Raw genomic sequence first — 16,305 nt, forward strand, 5'->3', positions numbered from 1 at the left:
TAAATAGAGGCTCTCCGTCGTCTGGTTGTTTATTGATCAAATTGCCGCTAAACCCCAGGAATGGAGCTGAAACCCTTGGTATATGAAGGTTTGACGCGGTTTTCCACAGCGCTGCCGAAGTTGCCCCCAAAGTCTGTTGGCGGTTCTGTGGATAAGGTGTTTGCGCACCGCTACAGGTGACGTTCTACGTGGCCTGTAGGGTTTTGATCAATAAATGATCAATGTGCCACTGGAACCGTCAACTTGAATAAGTCACGGATTTTCTTCAATTAATTTTGCTTGGACAGTGGAGTTGCCCACAATTGCTGTGGGTGGCTTTGTGGATAAGTTGTTGGGTAAAGGCTGGAGGGCAGGCTGGCAGTGGTCTGCGAGAGAGTTGATCAAATATTAAGCAGTGTGAGGTTCAAATGTGGGAGGGGGCCCTAATGCCGGTCGCGTACATCGCTTCTTGTAGGAGCGAGCTTGCTCGCGAAAAACGTCAACGATAACGCGTGCTTCCTGAATGAACGCGGCGCCTGTGAGTTTTTCGCGAGCAAGCTCGCTCCTACAAAAAGCCTTAAGCCCCCTCCCACAGTTTTGAGCGGTGGGTATCGGTTATTCGTGTGCAGCCACGCCTTTGAGGTAAGGCGCCGGCGCTGCGCCGAGGTTGTTCAGCATGCGTTCGCTGTACCAGTCCACGAAGTTCACCACGCCGAACTCATAGGTCTTGGAGTACGGGCCAGGCTGGTAGGCGGTGGAGTTGATCCCACGCTGGTTCTCTTCGGCCAGGCGACGGTCCTGGTCGTTGGTGGCGTCCCACACTTGGCGCATGCGCTCCACGTCGTAGTCCACGCCTTCCACGGCGTCCTTGTGCACGATCCACTTGGTGGTGACCATGGTTTCCTGGGCGCTGATCGGCCACACGGTGAACACGATGATGTGGTCGCCCATGCAGTGGTTCCACGAATGCGGCAGATGCAGGATGCGCATCGAGCCCAGGTCGGGGTTCTTGATCCGGCCCATCAGCTTGGCGCAGCCCTGCTTGCCGTCCAGGGTCATCGACACGGTGCCCTTGAGCAGCGGCATGCGCACGATACGGTTACGCAGGCCGAAGCTGGCGTGGGCGTAAGGGATCTTCTCGGCGTCCCAAGCGGCTGCGGAGGCTGCCACGTGGTCTTTAAAGGCCTGGTCGGCGCGTGGGTCGGTGACGTCGTCCCATTCCAGCAGGGTTTTCAACAACTCGGGGTGCGATGCGTTGCAGTGGTAGCACTCGCGGTTGTTTTCCAGCACCAGCTTCCAGTTGGCTTTTTCGAACAAGGTGGTCTGGATCGCCACCTTGGTGTTTTCCATGTCGTAGGGTTCCATGTAGTGGTTCAACGTCGACAGGAAGTCATCGATGGCCGGCGGGTTCTCGGCCAGGCTGATGAAGATGTAGCCGCCGGCGGTCTTCACGTTCACCGGTTTGAGGCCGTACTGCTTCATGTCGAAGTCGGCACCCATCTCGGTGCCCGCGAACAGCAGGCGCCCGTCCAGCTCGTAGGTCCACTGGTGGTAGTGACACACGAGCTTGGCGACCTTGCCCTTGTCGCTGGTGCACAAGCGCGAGCCACGGTGGCGGCACACGTTATGGAACGCATGCACCACGCCTTCGGCGCCACGGATCACGATGATCGGGTTCTTGCCCACTTGCAGGGTCAGGTAGTTGCCCTTGGTGGGGATCTCGCAGGTCATGCCGGCGATCAACCACTCTTTCTGGAAGATCTCCTGCATGTCGATATCAAACAGCCGCTCATCAGAGTAGAACGGCTGCGGCAGCGAAAAGGTGCGCTCGCGCTCTTGCAGCATCTGCGCGGTGGCCTTGCGTGCGGGTTCCAGCGGATCGCCCAAGCTTAAGGTTGCGGTGACGTCCATCGTGTGTGTCCTCATGGCCATTCTGTGTGGCCGGCGAATAGTGGCTACGGTTGTTGCAGTGCAAGGCGTAAAGAAAGCGTCGTTGTTGGGAGTGAGTGTGGGGCTGCTGATGCACGGAACCTTATCCATGAGCGACATGGCCCACTCTGTTCCCGACGCGCAACCCCCGTGGTATGGGGGCTGGTCGCGATAAGTATGTGAATGTCGCAGATAGGTAAATGGGTGGTTCTCGCGTTACGCAGAATCGCCACCATAAGGCCGAGCCTCGGCGGTGGAGAACAGCATGTCCAGTAACTTCCTGAATCCGGTAACCACCCAGACCTGGGCCAATGGTCGGCACATTGTCCGTTGCGTCAAAGTCATCCAGGAAACCTGGGACGTGCGCACCTTCTGCTTTATGGCCGACCAGCCGATCCTGTTCTTTTTCAAGCCGGGGCAGTTCGTCACCCTGGAGCTGGAGATCGAGGGTCAGCCGATCATGCGCTCGTACACCATTTCCAGTTCGCCGTCGGTGCCCTACAGTTTCTCGGTGACCATCAAGCGTGTGCCGGGCGGCAAGGTGTCGAACTGGCTGCACGACACGCTGCACGAAGGGCAGGAATTGGCGGTGCACGGGCCGGTCGGGCTGTTCAATGCCATCGACTTCCCGAGCCCGAAAGTCTTGTACCTCAGTGGCGGCGTCGGTATCACGCCAGTGATGTCCATGGCCCGCTGGTTCTACGACACCAACGCCAACGTCGACATGACGTTTATCCACAGCGCCCGTTCGCCCAAGGACATCATCTACCACCGCGAGCTGGAGCATATGGCGTCGCGGATCGACAACTTCAGCCTGCACCTGATCTGCGAGAAGCACGGCCTGGGTGAGCCTTGGGCGGGTTATCGCGGTTACCTGAACCACAAGATGCTCGAACTGATGGTGCCGGACTTCCTTGAACGCGAAGTGTTCTGCTGCGGCCCTACGCCGTATATGAACGCGGTGAAACGCCTGCTGGAAGTCGCTGGTTTCGAGATGTCGCGCTACCACGAGGAATCCTTCGGCGCCACGCCACCGGAAGCCCGTGCCGACGCGGTGGAGCAGGCCGAACAAGCGGCGGATGCACCGGAGATCGACCTGGCAGACCTGCATCAGGTGGAGTTCATCGCCTCCGGCAAGAGCATCCGTGTGGCCCCTGGCGAAACCGTCCACGCGGCGGCCGCCAAGCTTGGGCTGTTGATCCCGAAAGCCTGTGGCATGGGGATTTGCGGAACCTGCAAGGTGATGAAGCTGGGCGGGGAGGTCGAGATGGACCACAACGGCGGGATTACCGAGGAAGACGAAGCCGAAGGCTACATCCTGTCGTGCTGCAGTGTGCCGAAGGGCGATGTGCGCATCGAGTTCTGATTGCTCGAGCAGGCACAGCACAATCCCAAATGTGGGAGGGGGCAAGCCCCCTCCCACATTTGTTTTATGTACATCAGTAAGTCATTGTCAGGCGCCCATGACTTCGCGGATGTCTGCGGCCAATTCTCTTACTCGCTCTTCGTCGGTATCCCACGCGCACATGAACCGCGCACCACCTTTGCCGATGAAGGTGTAGAAGCGCCAGCCCTTGGCGGTCAATGCGGCAATCGCCGGTTCCGACAATTGCAGGAACACGCCGTTTGCCTGCACCGGAAACATCAACTCCACACCCGGAATATCCGCCACCAGGCTGCTGAGCAATTGTGCGCAGTGGTTCGCGTGGCGCGCATGTTTGAGCCAGGCGTCGTTTTCCAGCAGGCCCACCCACGGGGCGGAGAGGAAGCGCATTTTCGAGGCCAGTTGGCCGGCCTGTTTGCAGCGGTAGTCGAAGTCTTCGGCCAGCTTGTGGTTGAAGAACAGGATCGCTTCACCCACGGCCATGCCGTTCTTGGTGCCGCCAAAGCACAACACGTCCACCCCGGCTTTCCAGGTCAGGTCGGCCGGGGAGCAGTCGAGGAACGCGCAGGCGTTGGAGAAGCGCGCGCCGTCCATGTGCAGGTTCAGCCCCAGCTCCTTGCAGGTGGCGCTGATGGCACGGATTTCTTCCGGGGTGTACACGCTGCCGACTTCGGTGGCTTGGGTCAGGGTCACTACGCGGGGTTTGGGGTAGTGAATGTCCTGGCGCTTGAGGGCGATCTCGCGGATCGATTCCGGGGTCAGCTTGCCGTTCTCGGTGCGCGCGGTGAGCAGCTTGGAGCCGTTGGAGAAAAACTCCGGCGCGCCGCATTCGTCGGTCTCGACGTGGGCGGTTTCCGAGCAAATCACGCTATGGTAGCTCTGGCACAAGGAGGACAGCGCCAGGGAGTTGGCGGCCGTTCCGTTGAAGGCGAAGAACACTTCGCAGTCGGTTTCGAACAGGTTGCGGAAACCGTCGGCGGCGCGGTGGGTCCATTCATCATCACCGTAGGCGCGTTGATGACCCTGGTTGGCTTGTTCCATGGCGGCCCAGGCTTCCGGGCAAATACCCGAATAGTTGTCACTGGCGAATTGTTGGCTCTTGTCGGTCATGGCCCATTCCTGTGGTCGATGTTGGTGCGCACTGTAACCAAGAACGTCGGGCGTGCGCACGCACTGTAAATGCAAAGTCACTGGGGAATTATGCACGGTTCTGAAACCCTACCTGTCGGACGCGTCCGTGATGGCGCTTTGGATTTGCTCAAGTGGCTGGCGCTGCTGAGCATGGTGCTCGACCACCTGCGTTATGTCGGCCTGAGCCTCGATGGCCTCTATGTACCGGGGCGCCTGGCGTTCCCGTGGTTTTGCCTGGCGATTGCGGCGAACCTGCACCGGGCCAGAGACCTGGCGGTGAGCGGCCAGTGGCGCTACTTGGGCTGGCTGTTGCTGTTCAGCGCGATCAGCGAGGTGCCGTATCGGCTGTTTATCGAGGATGCCGATACGTTGAACGTGCTCCCCACCTTGGCATTGGGTCTGCTGGTTGCCCGAGGATGGCAGCAGAAGGCGCTTATTGATCGAGGATTGGCGTTGATCGCCGTCACGATAGCCGCCTTGTTCTCATCTCACTTAATGTTCGGTTTCTTTGGTGTATTGCTGCCACTGGCGATGCTGCTGGTGTTTCGTCGGCCTTGGTATTTCAGTGTGTTGCCAGGATGGGTCTGCGTGGCCGCCAACCAATGGCAGGTCCTGCTCAATAGCGGCACGCCGGTGGCGTTGTTGGGGTTGGCTGCATGCCTGATTGCGCCATTGGCGGGCCTGGTCTTATTGCGACATGCCCACAGCACCTCGCCGCCAGCAATGCGCCGCTGGGCCTACGCCCTTTATCCGCTGCACTTCCTCCTGCTGCTACTCCTGCGCTACATCATCGCCTGACACACCGCTATCGGGAGCAAGCCCCCACATTTGTTCGGTGTTGTTCCGGCAATGTCGTAAACGCACCTTTGCGTGGCGTCCGTAGGCATTTGGCCTGTCTGCGCCAGCCCTACCATCGCATCAAAGGGCCCTGCACGGGCCTCAACAATACGAAAGGCTGGGAGAGACGCGATGTTCAGCAAACAAGACCAGATCCAAGGGTATGACGACGCACTGCTGGCGGCCATGAATGCCGAGGAGCAGCGTCAGGAAGATCATATCGAGCTGATCGCGTCGGAGAACTACACCAGCAAGCGTGTGATGGAAGCCCAGGGCAGCGGCCTCACCAACAAATACGCCGAAGGCTACCCGGGCAAGCGCTACTACGGTGGCTGCGAGCATGTGGATAAAGTCGAGGCACTGGCCATCGAGCGCGCCAAGCAACTGTTCGGTGCCGATTACGCCAACGTGCAGCCGCACTCCGGTTCTTCCGCCAACAGCGCGGTGTACCTGGCCCTGTTGAACGCCGGCGACACCATCCTCGGCATGAGCCTGGCCCATGGCGGTCACCTGACCCACGGCGCCAAGGTGTCGTCCTCGGGCAAGCTGTACAACGCGGTGCAATACGGCATCAACACCGACACCGGCCTGATCGACTACGACGAAGTCGAGCGCCTGGCCGTGGAGCACAAGCCGAAAATGGTCGTGGCCGGTTTCTCCGCCTACTCCAAGACCCTGGATTTCCCACGCTTCCGTCAGATCGCTGACAAAGTAGGCGCGCTGCTGTTCGTCGACATGGCCCACGTCGCCGGCCTGGTCGCCGCAGGCCTGTACCCGAACCCGCTGCCGTACGCCGATGTGGTCACCACCACCACCCACAAGACCCTGCGCGGTCCACGTGGCGGTTTGATCCTGGCCAAGGCCAACGAAGAAATTGAAAAGAAACTCAACGCCGCCGTATTCCCTGGCGCCCAGGGCGGCCCGCTGATGCATGTGATCGCCGGCAAGGCCGTGTGCTTCAAGGAAGCCCAGGAGCCAGGCTTCAAGGTCTACCAGCAGCAGGTGATCGACAACGCCCAGGCCATGGCCAGCGTGTTTATCAAACGCGGCTACGATGTAGTGTCCGGCGGCACCGATAACCACCTGTTCCTGGTCAGCCTGATCCGTCAGGGCCTCACCGGCAAAGAGGCGGATGCCGCCCTCGGTCGCGCCCACATCACCGTCAACAAGAACGCCGTGCCGAATGACCCGCAGTCGCCATTCGTGACCTCGGGCCTGCGCATCGGCACCCCGGCGGTGACCACGCGCGGTTTCAAAGTGCCGCAATGCGTCGAGCTGGCCGGTTGGATCTGCGACATCCTCGACAACCTCGGCGACGCCGACGTCGAGGCCAACGTGGCTAAGCACGTGTCTGCCCTGTGCGCTGATTTCCCGGTTTATCGCTGAGCGCGGTTTTGGAGTAATGACTATGCAACGCTACTCGGGCTTCGGCCTCTTCAAGCACTCCCTCAGCCACCACGAAAACTGGCAGAAGATGTGGCGCACGCCGACCCCTAAGAAGGTCTACGACGTGGTCATCGTCGGCGGCGGCGGGCATGGTCTGGCAACCGCCTACTACCTGGCCAAAGAGCACGGCATCACCAACGTGGCCGTGGTCGAGAAAGGCTGGCTGGGCGGCGGTAACACCGCGCGCAACACCACCATCGTGCGTTCCAACTACCTCTGGGACGAGTCGGCGCACCTGTACGAACACGCGATGAAACTGTGGGAAGGCCTGTCCCAGGACCTCAACTACAACGTGATGTTCTCCCAGCGTGGCGTCTACAACCTGTGCCACACCCTGCAGGACATCCGTGATTCCGAGCGTCGCGTCAGCGCCAACCGCCTCAACGGCGTGGATGGTGAGCTGCTGAATGCCAAGCAAGTGGCCGACGAGATTCCGTACCTGGATTGCTCGAAAAACACCCGCTACCCGGTACTCGGTGCCACCGTGCAACGGCGCGGCGGCGTGGCCCGTCACGATGCCGTGGCCTGGGGCTTTGCCCGTGCCGCCGACGCACTCGGCGTGGACTTGATCCAGCAGACCGAAGTGATCGGTTTCCGCAAGGAAAACGGCGTGTGCATCGGTGTGGAAACCAACAAGGGTTTTATCGGTGCCAAGCGCGTCGGTGTGGTGACCGCGGGTAACTCCGGGCACATGGCTTCGCTCGCCGGTTTCCGCCTGCCGATCGAATCCCACCCGCTGCAAGCGTTGGTGTCGGAGCCGATCAAGCCGATTATCGACAGCGTGATCATGTCCAACGCCGTGCACGGTTACATCAGCCAGTCCGACAAGGGCGACCTGGTGATCGGCGCCGGTATCGACGGCTACAACGGCTATGGCCAGCGCGGCTCGTACCCGGTGATCGAACACACTATCCAGGCCATCGTCGAGATGTTCCCGGTGCTGTCGCGGGTGCGCATGAACCGTCAGTGGGGCGGCATCGTCGACACCACGCCGGACGCCTGCCCGATCATCTCCAAGACCCCGGTGCCGAACATGTTCTTCAACTGCGGTTGGGGTACCGGTGGCTTCAAGGCCACGCCGGGCTCAGGCAACGTATTTGCCGCCAGCCTCGCCAAGGGTGAAATGCACCCGTTGGCGGCACCTTTCTCCATCGACCGTTTCCACAACGGTGCGTTGATCGACGAACACGGCGCTGCGGCCGTCGCCCACTAACAGGAGAAATTCCCTATGTTGCATATCTTCTGTCCTCACTGTGGCGAACTGCGCTCCGAAGAGGAATTCCACGCGTCCGGCCAAGCGCACATCCCGCGCCCGCTGGACCCGAATGCCTGCACCGACGAGCAGTGGGGCGACTACATGTTCTTCCGCGATAACCCGCGCGGCCTGCACCACGAACTGTGGATTCACGCCGCCGGTTGCCGCCAGTATTTCAACGCGACCCGCGACACAGTGACCTACGAAATTCTTGAAACCTACAAGATCGGTGAGAAGCCTCAGTTCACCGCCAAGGCCTCTGGAGAGAAGGTATGAGCCAGATCAATCGCCTGTCCAACGGTGGCCGCATCGACCGTAACAAAGTCCTGACCTTCAGCTTCAACGGCCAGAGCTACAAAGGCTTCGAGGGCGACACCCTGGCCGCAGCCCTGCTGGCCAACGGCGTCGACATCATCGGCCGCAGCTTCAAGTACTCGCGCCCACGGGGCATCTTTGCCGCCGGCGCCGAAGAGCCGAACGCGGTGCTGCAGATCGGCGCCACCGAAGCCACCCAGATTCCCAACGTGCGCGCCACGCAACAGGCGCTGTACCAAGGCCTGGTCGCCACCAGCACCAACGGCTGGCCGAGCGTCAACAACGACATGATGGGCATCCTCGGCAAGGTCGGCGGCAAGCTGATGCCGCCGGGTTTCTACTACAAAACCTTCATGTACCCGCAATCGTTCTGGATGACCTACGAGAAGTACATCCGCAAGGCCGCAGGCCTGGGTCGCTCGCCGACCGAGAACGACCCGGACACCTACGACAACTTCAACCGTCACTGCGACGTGCTGGTGGTCGGCGCAGGCCCTGCCGGCCTCGCTGCGGCACTGGCTGCCGCACGCAGCGGTGCCCGCGTTATCCTTGCCGATGAGCAGGAAGAGTTTGGCGGGTCCTTGCTTGATTCCCGCGAAAGCCTCGACGGCAAGCCGGCCACTGAATGGGTCGCGAGTGTCATCGCCGAACTGAAATCCCTGCCGGACGTGGTGCTGCTGCCCCGCGCTACCGTCAACGGCTACCACGACCATAACTTCCTGACCATTCACGAGCGCCTCACCGATCACCTGGGCGACCGTGCGCCGATTGGCGTGGTGCGTCAGCGTATCCACCGTGTGCGTGCCAAGCGTGTGGTCCTGGCGACCGGTGCTTGCGAGCGTCCGCTGGTGTACGGCAATAACGATGTGCCGGGAAATATGCTTGCCGGTGCAGTGTCCACCTACGTGCGCCGCTACGGCGTGGCGCCGGGCAAGAAACTGGTGCTGTCGACCAACAACGACCACGCTTACCGCGTGGCGCTGGACTGGCTCGATGCCGGCCTGCAAGTCGTGGCGGTGGCCGATGTGCGCCACAACCCACGCGGTGCATTGGTTGAAGAAGCCCGCGCCAAAGGTATTCGTATCCTCACCGGCAGCGCCGTGATCGAGGCTCGTGGCACCAAGCGCGTGACCGCTGCGCGTATCGCCGCGATCGACGTCAAGGCGCATAAAGTCACCAGCCCTGGCGAGTGGCTGGACTGCGACCTAGTGGCCAGTTCCGGCGGCTACAGCCCGGTGGTCCACTTGGCCTCGCACCTGGGCGGCAAGCCGACCTGGCGCGAAGACATCCTCGGTTTTGTACCGGGCGAAGCCCCGCAGAAACGCGTGTGTGTCGGTGGTATCAACGGTGTCTACAGCCTCGGTGATTCCCTGGCGGATGGTTTTGAAGGCGGCGTACGCGCGGCCAGCGACGCCGGTTTTGCCCCGGTGGAAGGTACGCTGCCAAAAGCCTTGAGCCGTCTGGAAGAGCCGACCCTGGCGCTGTTCCAAGTGCCTCACGAGAAAGCGACCGCACGGGCGCCGAAGCAATTTGTCGACCTGCAAAACGACGTCACCGCCGCCGCCATCGAACTCGCCACCCGCGAAGGTTTCGAGTCGGTGGAACACGTCAAACGCTACACCGCACTGGGCTTCGGCACCGACCAGGGCAAGCTCGGTAACGTCAACGGCCTGGCGATTGCCGCGCGCTCGCTGAACGTGACCATCCCGCAGATGGGCACCACCATGTTCCGCCCCAACTACACGCCGGTAACCTTCGGCGCGGTAGCGGGCCGGCACTGTGGGCACATCTTCGAGCCGGTGCGCTACACCGCGCTGCAAGCCTGGCACGTGAAAAACGGCGCCGAGTTTGAAGACGTCGGTCAGTGGAAACGCCCGTGGTACTTCCCGCGCAACGGTGAAGACCTGCATGCCGCGGTGAAACGCGAATGCCTGGCCGTGCGCGACAGCGTCGGCCTGCTGGATGCGTCCACCCTTGGCAAGATCGACATCCAGGGCCCGGATGCGCGTGAGTTCCTCAACCGCATCTACACCAACGCCTGGACCAAGCTCGATGTGGGCAAGGCGCGCTACGGCCTGATGTGCAAGGAAGACGGCATGGTCTTCGACGACGGCGTCACCGCCTGCCTCGCCGACAACCACTTCCTGATGACCACCACCACCGGCGGCGCCGCCCGTGTGCTGCAGTGGCTGGAAATCTACCAACAGACCGAATGGCCGGACCTCAAGGTGTACTTCACCTCGGTCACCGACCATTGGGCGACCATGACCCTGTCCGGTCCCAACAGCCGCAAGCTGCTGGCCGAAGTCACCGACATCGACCTGGACAAGGACGGCTTCCCGTTCATGACCTGGAAAGAAGGCCTGGTGGGCGGTGTACCGGCGCGGGTGTTCCGTATCTCGTTTACCGGTGAGCTGTCGTACGAAGTCAACGTGCAGGCCGACTACGCCATGGGCGTGCTGGAACAGATCGTCGCGGCCGGCAAGAAGTACAACCTGACCCCGTACGGCACCGAGACCATGCACGTACTGCGGGCCGAGAAGGGCTTCATCATCGTCGGTCAGGACACCGACGGCTCGATGACCCCGGACGACCTGAACATGGGCTGGTGCGTAGGCCGCACCAAACCATTCTCGTGGATCGGCTGGCGCGGCATGAACCGGGAAGACTGCGTGCGTGAAGAGCGCAAGCAACTGGTGGGCTTGAAGCCGATCGACCCGACTGTGTGGCTGCCGGAAGGCGCGCAACTGGTGTTCGATCCGAAGCAGACCATTCCGATGAAGATGGTCGGTCACGTCACCTCAAGCTATGCGCATAACTCCCTGGGCTATTCGTTTGCCATGGGTGTGGTGAAGGGCGGCTTGAAGCGCATCGGCGAACGGGTGTTCTCGCCCCAGGCGGATGGCAGCGTGATCGAAGCGGAGATTGTGTCTTCGGTGTTCTTTGATCCTAAGGGTGATCGGCAGAACATCTGATAGACCGCGGCGCCTGCATTGGGGGCTTGCCCCCGATGAGGCCAGAACAGTCACCACAGAATTCAAGACAGGTGCTTTATGACAGCAGCCAATGTTTACCAACAACGCCCCACCTCCGGCGCCAAGGCCGAGTCGTCGCTGCACCATGCCGACCTCGCCAGCCTGGTCGGCAAGGGCCGCAAGAACGCCGGTGTGACCGTGCGCGAAAAGAAACTGCTCGGCCACCTGACCCTTCGGGGGGACGGCCATGACGCCGCCTTCGCCGCTGGCGTGCACAAGGCCCTGGGCATTGAACTGCCCGGCGCCCTGCAGGTCATCGTCAAAGGCGAAACCAGCCTGCAATGGCTCGGCCCGGATGAGTGGCTGCTGATCGTGCCAGGCGGTGAGGAATTCGCCGCCGAACAAAACCTGCGCGCCGCTCTGGGTGACCTGCATATCCAGGTCGTCAACGTCAGCGGCGGTCAGCAGATCCTCGAACTCAGCGGCCCGAATGTGCGCGATGTGCTGATGAAGTCCACCAGCTATGACGTACACCCCAACAACTTCCCGGTGGGCAAGGCGGTGGGCACGGTGTTCGCCAAGTCGCAGCTGGTGATCCGCCACACCGCTGAAGACACCTGGGAGCTGCTGATTCGTCGCAGCTTCTCGGATTACTGGTGGTTGTGGTTGCAGGACGCCTCGGCCGAATTTGGCCTGAGCGTTCAAGCCTGATCGAGTGGGCGCTTTTGTGGCGAGGGGGCTTGCCCCTCGTTGGAGCGCGCAGCGGTCCCAATAAGGTCAGCTCATTTTTTCTGCAATAACCGAGTGGCGGGTTTTGGAGCTGCTTCGCAGCTCAACGGGGGACAAGCCCCCTCGCCACAAGGGCCTGAGGATTCCAGTATGAGCCGCGCACCCGATACATGGATTTTGACCGCCGACTGCCCCAGCGTGCTCGGCACGGTGGACGCGGTCACCCGCTACCTGTTCGAGCAGGGCTGCTACGTCACCGAGCACCATTCGTTCGATGACCGCCTCTCGGGTCGGTTTTTTATTCGCGTGGAATTTCGCCAGCCGGATGGCTTCGACGAACAGGCTTTCCGCGATGGCCTAGCCACGCGCGGTGAAGCCTTTGGCATGATCTTCGAGCTGACGGCGCCGAACTACCGGCCAAAAGTGGTGATCATGGTCTCCAAGGCGGATCACTGCCTCAACGACCTGCTGTACCGTCAGCGTATCGGTCAACTGTCCATGGACGTGGTCGCGGTGGTGTCCAACCATCCCGATCTCAAACCTTTGGCCGACTGGCATCAAATTCCCTACTACCATTTCCCCCTCGACCCTAACGACAAACCGTCCCAGGAGCGTCAGGTGTGGCAAGTGGTGGAAGATACCGGCGCCGAACTGGTGATCCTTGCGCGCTACATGCAAGTGCTGTCGCCGGAGTTGTGCCGCAAGCTGGACGGCAAGGCCATCAATATCCACCACTCGTTGCTGCCGGGGTTCAAGGGCGCGAAGCCGTATCACCAGGCGTACAACAAGGGGGTGAAGTTGGTCGGCGCCACGGCGCATTACATCAATAACGATCTGGATGAAGGTCCGATCATCGCCCAGGGTGTGGAGGTGGTGGATCACAGTCACTATCCCGAGGATTTGATTGCCAAGGGGCGGGACATCGAAGGGCTGACATTGGCGCGGGCGGTGGGGTATCACATTGAGCGGCGGGTGTTCTTGAACGCCAATAGGACTGTGGTGCTCTGACTGCCCCCGATGAGGCCCTCACAAACAACACAAGAAACAGCATCTGTACCCGAGCACTTAAACGCGCTGCCCACCCAAAAGGGCAACGCAGTTCCATAAAAACAACAGCGAGGTGAAAGCATGTCTGGTAATCGTGGTGTCGTGTATCTCGGCAACGGCCAGGTCGAAGTACAGAAAATCGACTATCCCAAAATGCAGGACCCCCGTGGCAGGAAGATTGAGCACGGCGTCATCCTGCGCGTGGTCTCCACCAACATCTGCGGCTCCGACCAACACATGGTGCGCGGCCGCACCACTGCCCAGACCGGCCTGGTGCTCGGTCACGAGATCACCGGTGAAGTGATCGAGAAGGGCAGCGACGTCGAAAACCTGAAAATCGGCGACCTGGTTTCCGTACCCTTCAACGTCGCCTGCGGGCGCTGCCGCTCGTGCAAAGAGCAACACACCGGCGTGTGCCTGACCGTCAACCCGGCGCGTGCCGGTGGTGCCTACGGCTACGTCGACATGGGCGATTGGACCGGCGGCCAGGCCGAGTACGTGCTGGTGCCGTACGCCGACTTCAACCTGCTGAAACTGCCGGACCGTGACAAGGCCATGGAGAAAATCCGTGACCTGACCTGCCTCTCCGACATTCTCCCGACCGGCTACCACGGCGCCGTCACTGCCGGCGTTGGCCCTGGCAGCACCGTCTACATCGCCGGTGCCGGTCCTGTCGGCCTGGCGGCGGCGGCGTCTGCACGCCTGCTCGGCGCTGCGGTGGTGATCATCGGCGACGTCAACCCGATCCGCCTGGCCCACGCCAAGGCCCAGGGTTTTGAAATTGCCGACCTGTCCACCGACACCCCCCTGCACGAACAAATCGCCGCGCTGCTCGGCGAACCCGAAGTGGACAGCGCCGTCGACTGCGTAGGCTTTGAAGCCCGCGGCCACGGCCACGACGGCGTCAAGGCCGAAGCCCCGGCCACGGTGCTCAACTCACTGATGGGTGTAGTGCGCGTAGCGGGCAAGATCGGTATCCCCGGCCTGTACGTCACCGAAGACCCAGGTGCTGTGGACGCCGCCGCGAAAATGGGCAGCCTGAGCATCCGCTTCGGCCTGGGCTGGGCCAAATCCCACAGCTTCCACACTGGGCAAACGCCGGTGATGAAGTACAACCGCCAACTGATGCAGGCGATCATGTGGGACCGTATCAACATTGCCGAGATCGTCGGTGTGCAGGTGATCAGCCTGGATGACGCACCGCGTGGGTACGGCGAGTTCGATGCGGGCGTGCCGAAGAAGTTTGTGATTGATCCGCATAAGTTGTTTAGTGCGGCGTAAATCTCAGGTTAAAAAAGGCGCCATTGGCGCCTTTTTTTGCAGCTAGAAGTAAGCGAAGTACGTACTTATTACCATTGTTGTAAATGACGTAAGTGCGATGAGTGAAGGTATGACCATCCAGTACTTGAGGGTTTTGGGGATTTTTTCAACGTCCTCGACAAGTACCATTCCCCTCCTTTCAATGACTGTCGGGATAAGAATGACGGTGGCCATGGCGAATAGGCGCGACTGTCTTCCTTCGAAAGGAAGAAAACGGCAGGTATGTCTGAACCCAACAATAAAGGAACTGCACTGTAGATAGCGTTCTGCTGTATCGAGCTTCTCAAACATGACGTAAAAGGTCACTGGGATACTGAGTAGCATGATGCCCCCCGCGCACATGCCGATATATTCCAGAATCATTTAATTTTCCATCGCCCTGTAGAGGAGTGCACCTGTGTGCTCTCCTAACTTACTGCCAACCTTGCTTCCAACGAACCCGCCTGCTGCAGTACCGATGACTGCACATGCCAAGGCTCCTGTGCCCGCTGTAGGGATGCCAAAAATAATCATGCAGGCGCCCATGCCGATATAGAAGCCTGCAGATGCGCCGTAGGATGCTCCTCCGAGTCCAAGCGCTAGCTTGGATCCTTCAACATATTTTGCCTGTGTACATTCTTGCTCACGTCCTGTGGAACAAGCCTCTGCTATCTCCAATGCTGTCGACCCAACATCCAGCGCGATCCCAATATAAGTGCCTTTTTTCAGTATCTCCGAGGCCTTGGCTACTCGCTTGACCGTCTCTTCATATCCGCGAATTTCCCCATGATGCCAATAACTCTTACTGGAAATCCCCAGCATTTTTTTAATCGAACCTTCGTTTTTCAAACCCGTACCCAAGCGCGCCAGTCCTGACAGTTGCCCATCCAGCCTGGTAAACAACACTCTGCGCTTGGCCAGAAATTCATTCCTCGCACTGGCGGTACCGTTCCTCAGGTACTGCTTATGCAACTCGTCGATTTCCTTGAGCGTCTGCTCGATCTGCGTCAGGTGCTTGCTCCAGGCACTGCTCACGCTGCCGATCCCTAGGGAGGCATGGGACATGATGGCTTGTAACTGATCGTAGTTTTTGATCAAGAATTGATCAGTGGCGGAATGTGCGAACAGAGCATGTTTGATGTTGGCGGCCGATTGCATCAAGCGAGCTTCTTCAGCGGTACAAGCAGCGGTGCGGTTGTCCCCGATAATGACCAACTGTCCAGGTAGCACGACGGTGTTGCGAATGTGCTGGTTGAGGATGTCGAACTTGGTTTGGGTATTTGGGTTGAGCGAAAGGCTGAGTTTGAGCAGTGGATAAGGCTGTGGTCGTTCATTGATAAATGCGTAGGGTCCCTGCATCGCGTACACCTCCAAGACTGTGGCGCACGACTATAAGAAGGCGCCACAAGGGGTGTAAGAGACGTGCAGGGCAGTCGGTAGGATTTCAGAAGCGGACTACCTCAGTTCAGGCTGGTGCCTACAGTTCAGCCCTTACGCCGTGCAACTTTCATTGATGGTTGAACGCGCATCTCAGGTTGTCATTGGCTTTACAGTAGTTGTTGTTCCAAGACGTGCCGGGCGCTGGTGAGAACTGATGCACAGGTTTCAGGACCAGCCTCACGGCGTCGTAGCCGGCCCCGACGTAATCACAGATGACGGCAGGCATGCTGTTTCTTTCGTCGTTCATGGGTTTGTAGTCTGCCGCAGTGAATTCCAGGCTTGCCATGCGTAACTCTGCGGCTGTCTCGTTCTCGCCGATCCACTTCTGATCCACGGGACCATCCGCCAGATAGTGATAGCCGCCTTTGTCCATCCGGTATTGCTTAATGTCGGCAGGCTTGGGGCAGGAAGAGGTTTGTGCCAATGCATTCCCGGTAACAGCGAGCATTGCACACAGCCAAACGGCACGATTGAGGTTCATGAGGGAGACTCCCAGTACAGTGGAGCTTGAATGCTGTGGGAGTTTTTCAGGGGCATCT

At 60.1% G+C, this 16,305-nt stretch carries 14 protein-coding genes; 9 read left to right on the plus strand and 5 right to left on the minus strand.

What is annotated here, in order from left to right; all coding sequences use genetic code 11:
• Positions 1-594: 594 nt before the first annotated feature.
• Complete coding sequence (gene gbcA / locus AD670_RS09505) at positions 595-1,890, minus strand: glycine-betaine demethylase subunit GbcA (protein WP_053130970.1); 1,296 nt, start codon at positions 1,888-1,890, stop codon at positions 595-597.
• Positions 1,891-2,173: 283 nt separating this feature from the next.
• Between gbcA and gbcB the strand changes: the two genes are divergently transcribed.
• Positions 2,174-3,274 carry a glycine-betaine demethylase subunit GbcB gene (gene gbcB, locus AD670_RS09510; protein WP_053130972.1) on the plus strand — a complete coding sequence of 367 codons (1,101 nt, stop codon included), beginning with the start codon at positions 2,174-2,176 and terminating at the stop codon, positions 3,272-3,274.
• Between the two features lie 87 nt (positions 3,275-3,361).
• Here the strand turns inward: gbcB and AD670_RS09515 are convergent, their stop codons facing one another.
• A complete protein-coding gene (locus AD670_RS09515; protein ID WP_053130974.1) occupies positions 3,362-4,402 on the minus strand; it encodes a low specificity L-threonine aldolase in 1,041 nt (346 codons plus the stop codon).
• Between the two features lie 90 nt (positions 4,403-4,492).
• Between AD670_RS09515 and AD670_RS09520 the strand changes: the two genes are divergently transcribed.
• From AD670_RS09520 to fdhA, 8 genes are all read left to right on the plus strand, one after another.
• Positions 4,493-5,221 (plus strand): TraX family protein, encoded by a 729-nt coding sequence (locus AD670_RS09520; protein WP_053130975.1) that lies wholly within the window; start codon positions 4,493-4,495, stop codon positions 5,219-5,221.
• A 171-nt stretch (positions 5,222-5,392) separates the two neighbouring features.
• Positions 5,393-6,646 (plus strand): serine hydroxymethyltransferase, encoded by a 1,254-nt coding sequence (gene glyA / locus AD670_RS09525; protein WP_053130977.1) that lies wholly within the window; start codon positions 5,393-5,395, stop codon positions 6,644-6,646.
• Positions 6,647-6,668: 22 nt separating this feature from the next.
• Positions 6,669-7,919 (plus strand): sarcosine oxidase subunit beta, encoded by a 1,251-nt coding sequence (locus tag AD670_RS09530; RefSeq protein ID WP_010207084.1) that lies wholly within the window; start codon positions 6,669-6,671, stop codon positions 7,917-7,919.
• A gap of 15 nt (positions 7,920-7,934) precedes the next feature.
• Positions 7,935-8,237, plus strand: a complete 303-nt coding sequence (locus tag AD670_RS09535; RefSeq protein ID WP_003194855.1) for a sarcosine oxidase subunit delta — start codon at positions 7,935-7,937, stop codon at positions 8,235-8,237.
• Positions 8,234-11,251 carry a sarcosine oxidase subunit alpha gene (locus tag AD670_RS09540; protein WP_053130979.1) on the plus strand — a complete coding sequence of 1,006 codons (3,018 nt, stop codon included), beginning with the start codon at positions 8,234-8,236 and terminating at the stop codon, positions 11,249-11,251. The genes AD670_RS09535 and AD670_RS09540 overlap by 4 nt, the downstream gene beginning before the upstream one ends.
• A gap of 78 nt (positions 11,252-11,329) precedes the next feature.
• Entirely contained in the window at positions 11,330-11,962 is a 633-nt protein-coding gene (locus AD670_RS09545; RefSeq protein WP_053130981.1) for a sarcosine oxidase subunit gamma, read from the plus strand.
• Between the two features lie 168 nt (positions 11,963-12,130).
• Positions 12,131-12,988, plus strand: coding sequence for a formyltetrahydrofolate deformylase (gene purU, locus AD670_RS09550; protein WP_005792124.1), 858 nt, complete (start codon positions 12,131-12,133; stop codon positions 12,986-12,988).
• Positions 12,989-13,108: 120 nt separating this feature from the next.
• Complete coding sequence (gene fdhA, locus AD670_RS09555) at positions 13,109-14,308, plus strand: formaldehyde dehydrogenase, glutathione-independent (protein ID WP_053130983.1); 1,200 nt, start codon at positions 13,109-13,111, stop codon at positions 14,306-14,308.
• 42 nt (positions 14,309-14,350) lie between these two features.
• Here the strand turns inward: fdhA and AD670_RS09560 are convergent, their stop codons facing one another.
• The 3 genes from AD670_RS09560 to AD670_RS09570 form a co-directional block, all read right to left on the minus strand.
• The gene (locus AD670_RS09560) at positions 14,351-14,710 is read right to left on the minus strand and encodes a hypothetical protein (RefSeq protein ID WP_053130985.1); all 360 of its coding nucleotides are present in this window, start codon (positions 14,708-14,710) and stop codon (positions 14,351-14,353) included.
• Positions 14,711-15,685 carry a hypothetical protein gene (locus AD670_RS09565; protein ID WP_053130987.1) on the minus strand — a complete coding sequence of 325 codons (975 nt, stop codon included), beginning with the start codon at positions 15,683-15,685 and terminating at the stop codon, positions 14,711-14,713.
• A gap of 148 nt (positions 15,686-15,833) precedes the next feature.
• A complete protein-coding gene (locus AD670_RS09570; protein ID WP_053130989.1) occupies positions 15,834-16,247 on the minus strand; it encodes a DUF3757 domain-containing protein in 414 nt (137 codons plus the stop codon).
• Positions 16,248-16,305 lie beyond the last annotated feature (58 nt).

It is taken from the genome of Pseudomonas sp. MIACH (assembly GCF_001269925.1).
GTDB lineage: Bacteria > Pseudomonadota > Gammaproteobacteria > Pseudomonadales > Pseudomonadaceae > Aquipseudomonas.

Coding starts and splice junctions, on each gene's coding strand:
- gbcA (WP_053130970.1), bottom strand. CDS start 1,890: ATGGACGTCACCGCAACCTTAAGCTTGGGCGATCCGCTGGAACCCGCA.
- gbcB (WP_053130972.1), top strand. CDS start 2,174: ATGTCCAGTAACTTCCTGAATCCGGTAACCACCCAGACCTGGGCCAAT.
- AD670_RS09515 (WP_053130974.1), bottom strand. CDS start 4,402: ATGACCGACAAGAGCCAACAATTCGCCAGTGACAACTATTCGGGTATT.
- AD670_RS09520 (WP_053130975.1), top strand. CDS start 4,493: ATGCACGGTTCTGAAACCCTACCTGTCGGACGCGTCCGTGATGGCGCT.
- glyA (WP_053130977.1), top strand. CDS start 5,393: ATGTTCAGCAAACAAGACCAGATCCAAGGGTATGACGACGCACTGCTG.
- AD670_RS09530 (WP_010207084.1), top strand. CDS start 6,669: ATGCAACGCTACTCGGGCTTCGGCCTCTTCAAGCACTCCCTCAGCCAC.
- AD670_RS09535 (WP_003194855.1), top strand. CDS start 7,935: ATGTTGCATATCTTCTGTCCTCACTGTGGCGAACTGCGCTCCGAAGAG.
- AD670_RS09540 (WP_053130979.1), top strand. CDS start 8,234: ATGAGCCAGATCAATCGCCTGTCCAACGGTGGCCGCATCGACCGTAAC.
- AD670_RS09545 (WP_053130981.1), top strand. CDS start 11,330: ATGACAGCAGCCAATGTTTACCAACAACGCCCCACCTCCGGCGCCAAG.
- purU (WP_005792124.1), top strand. CDS start 12,131: ATGAGCCGCGCACCCGATACATGGATTTTGACCGCCGACTGCCCCAGC.
- fdhA (WP_053130983.1), top strand. CDS start 13,109: ATGTCTGGTAATCGTGGTGTCGTGTATCTCGGCAACGGCCAGGTCGAA.
- AD670_RS09560 (WP_053130985.1), bottom strand. CDS start 14,710: ATGATTCTGGAATATATCGGCATGTGCGCGGGGGGCATCATGCTACTC.
- AD670_RS09565 (WP_053130987.1), bottom strand. CDS start 15,685: ATGCAGGGACCCTACGCATTTATCAATGAACGACCACAGCCTTATCCA.
- AD670_RS09570 (WP_053130989.1), bottom strand. CDS start 16,247: ATGAACCTCAATCGTGCCGTTTGGCTGTGTGCAATGCTCGCTGTTACC.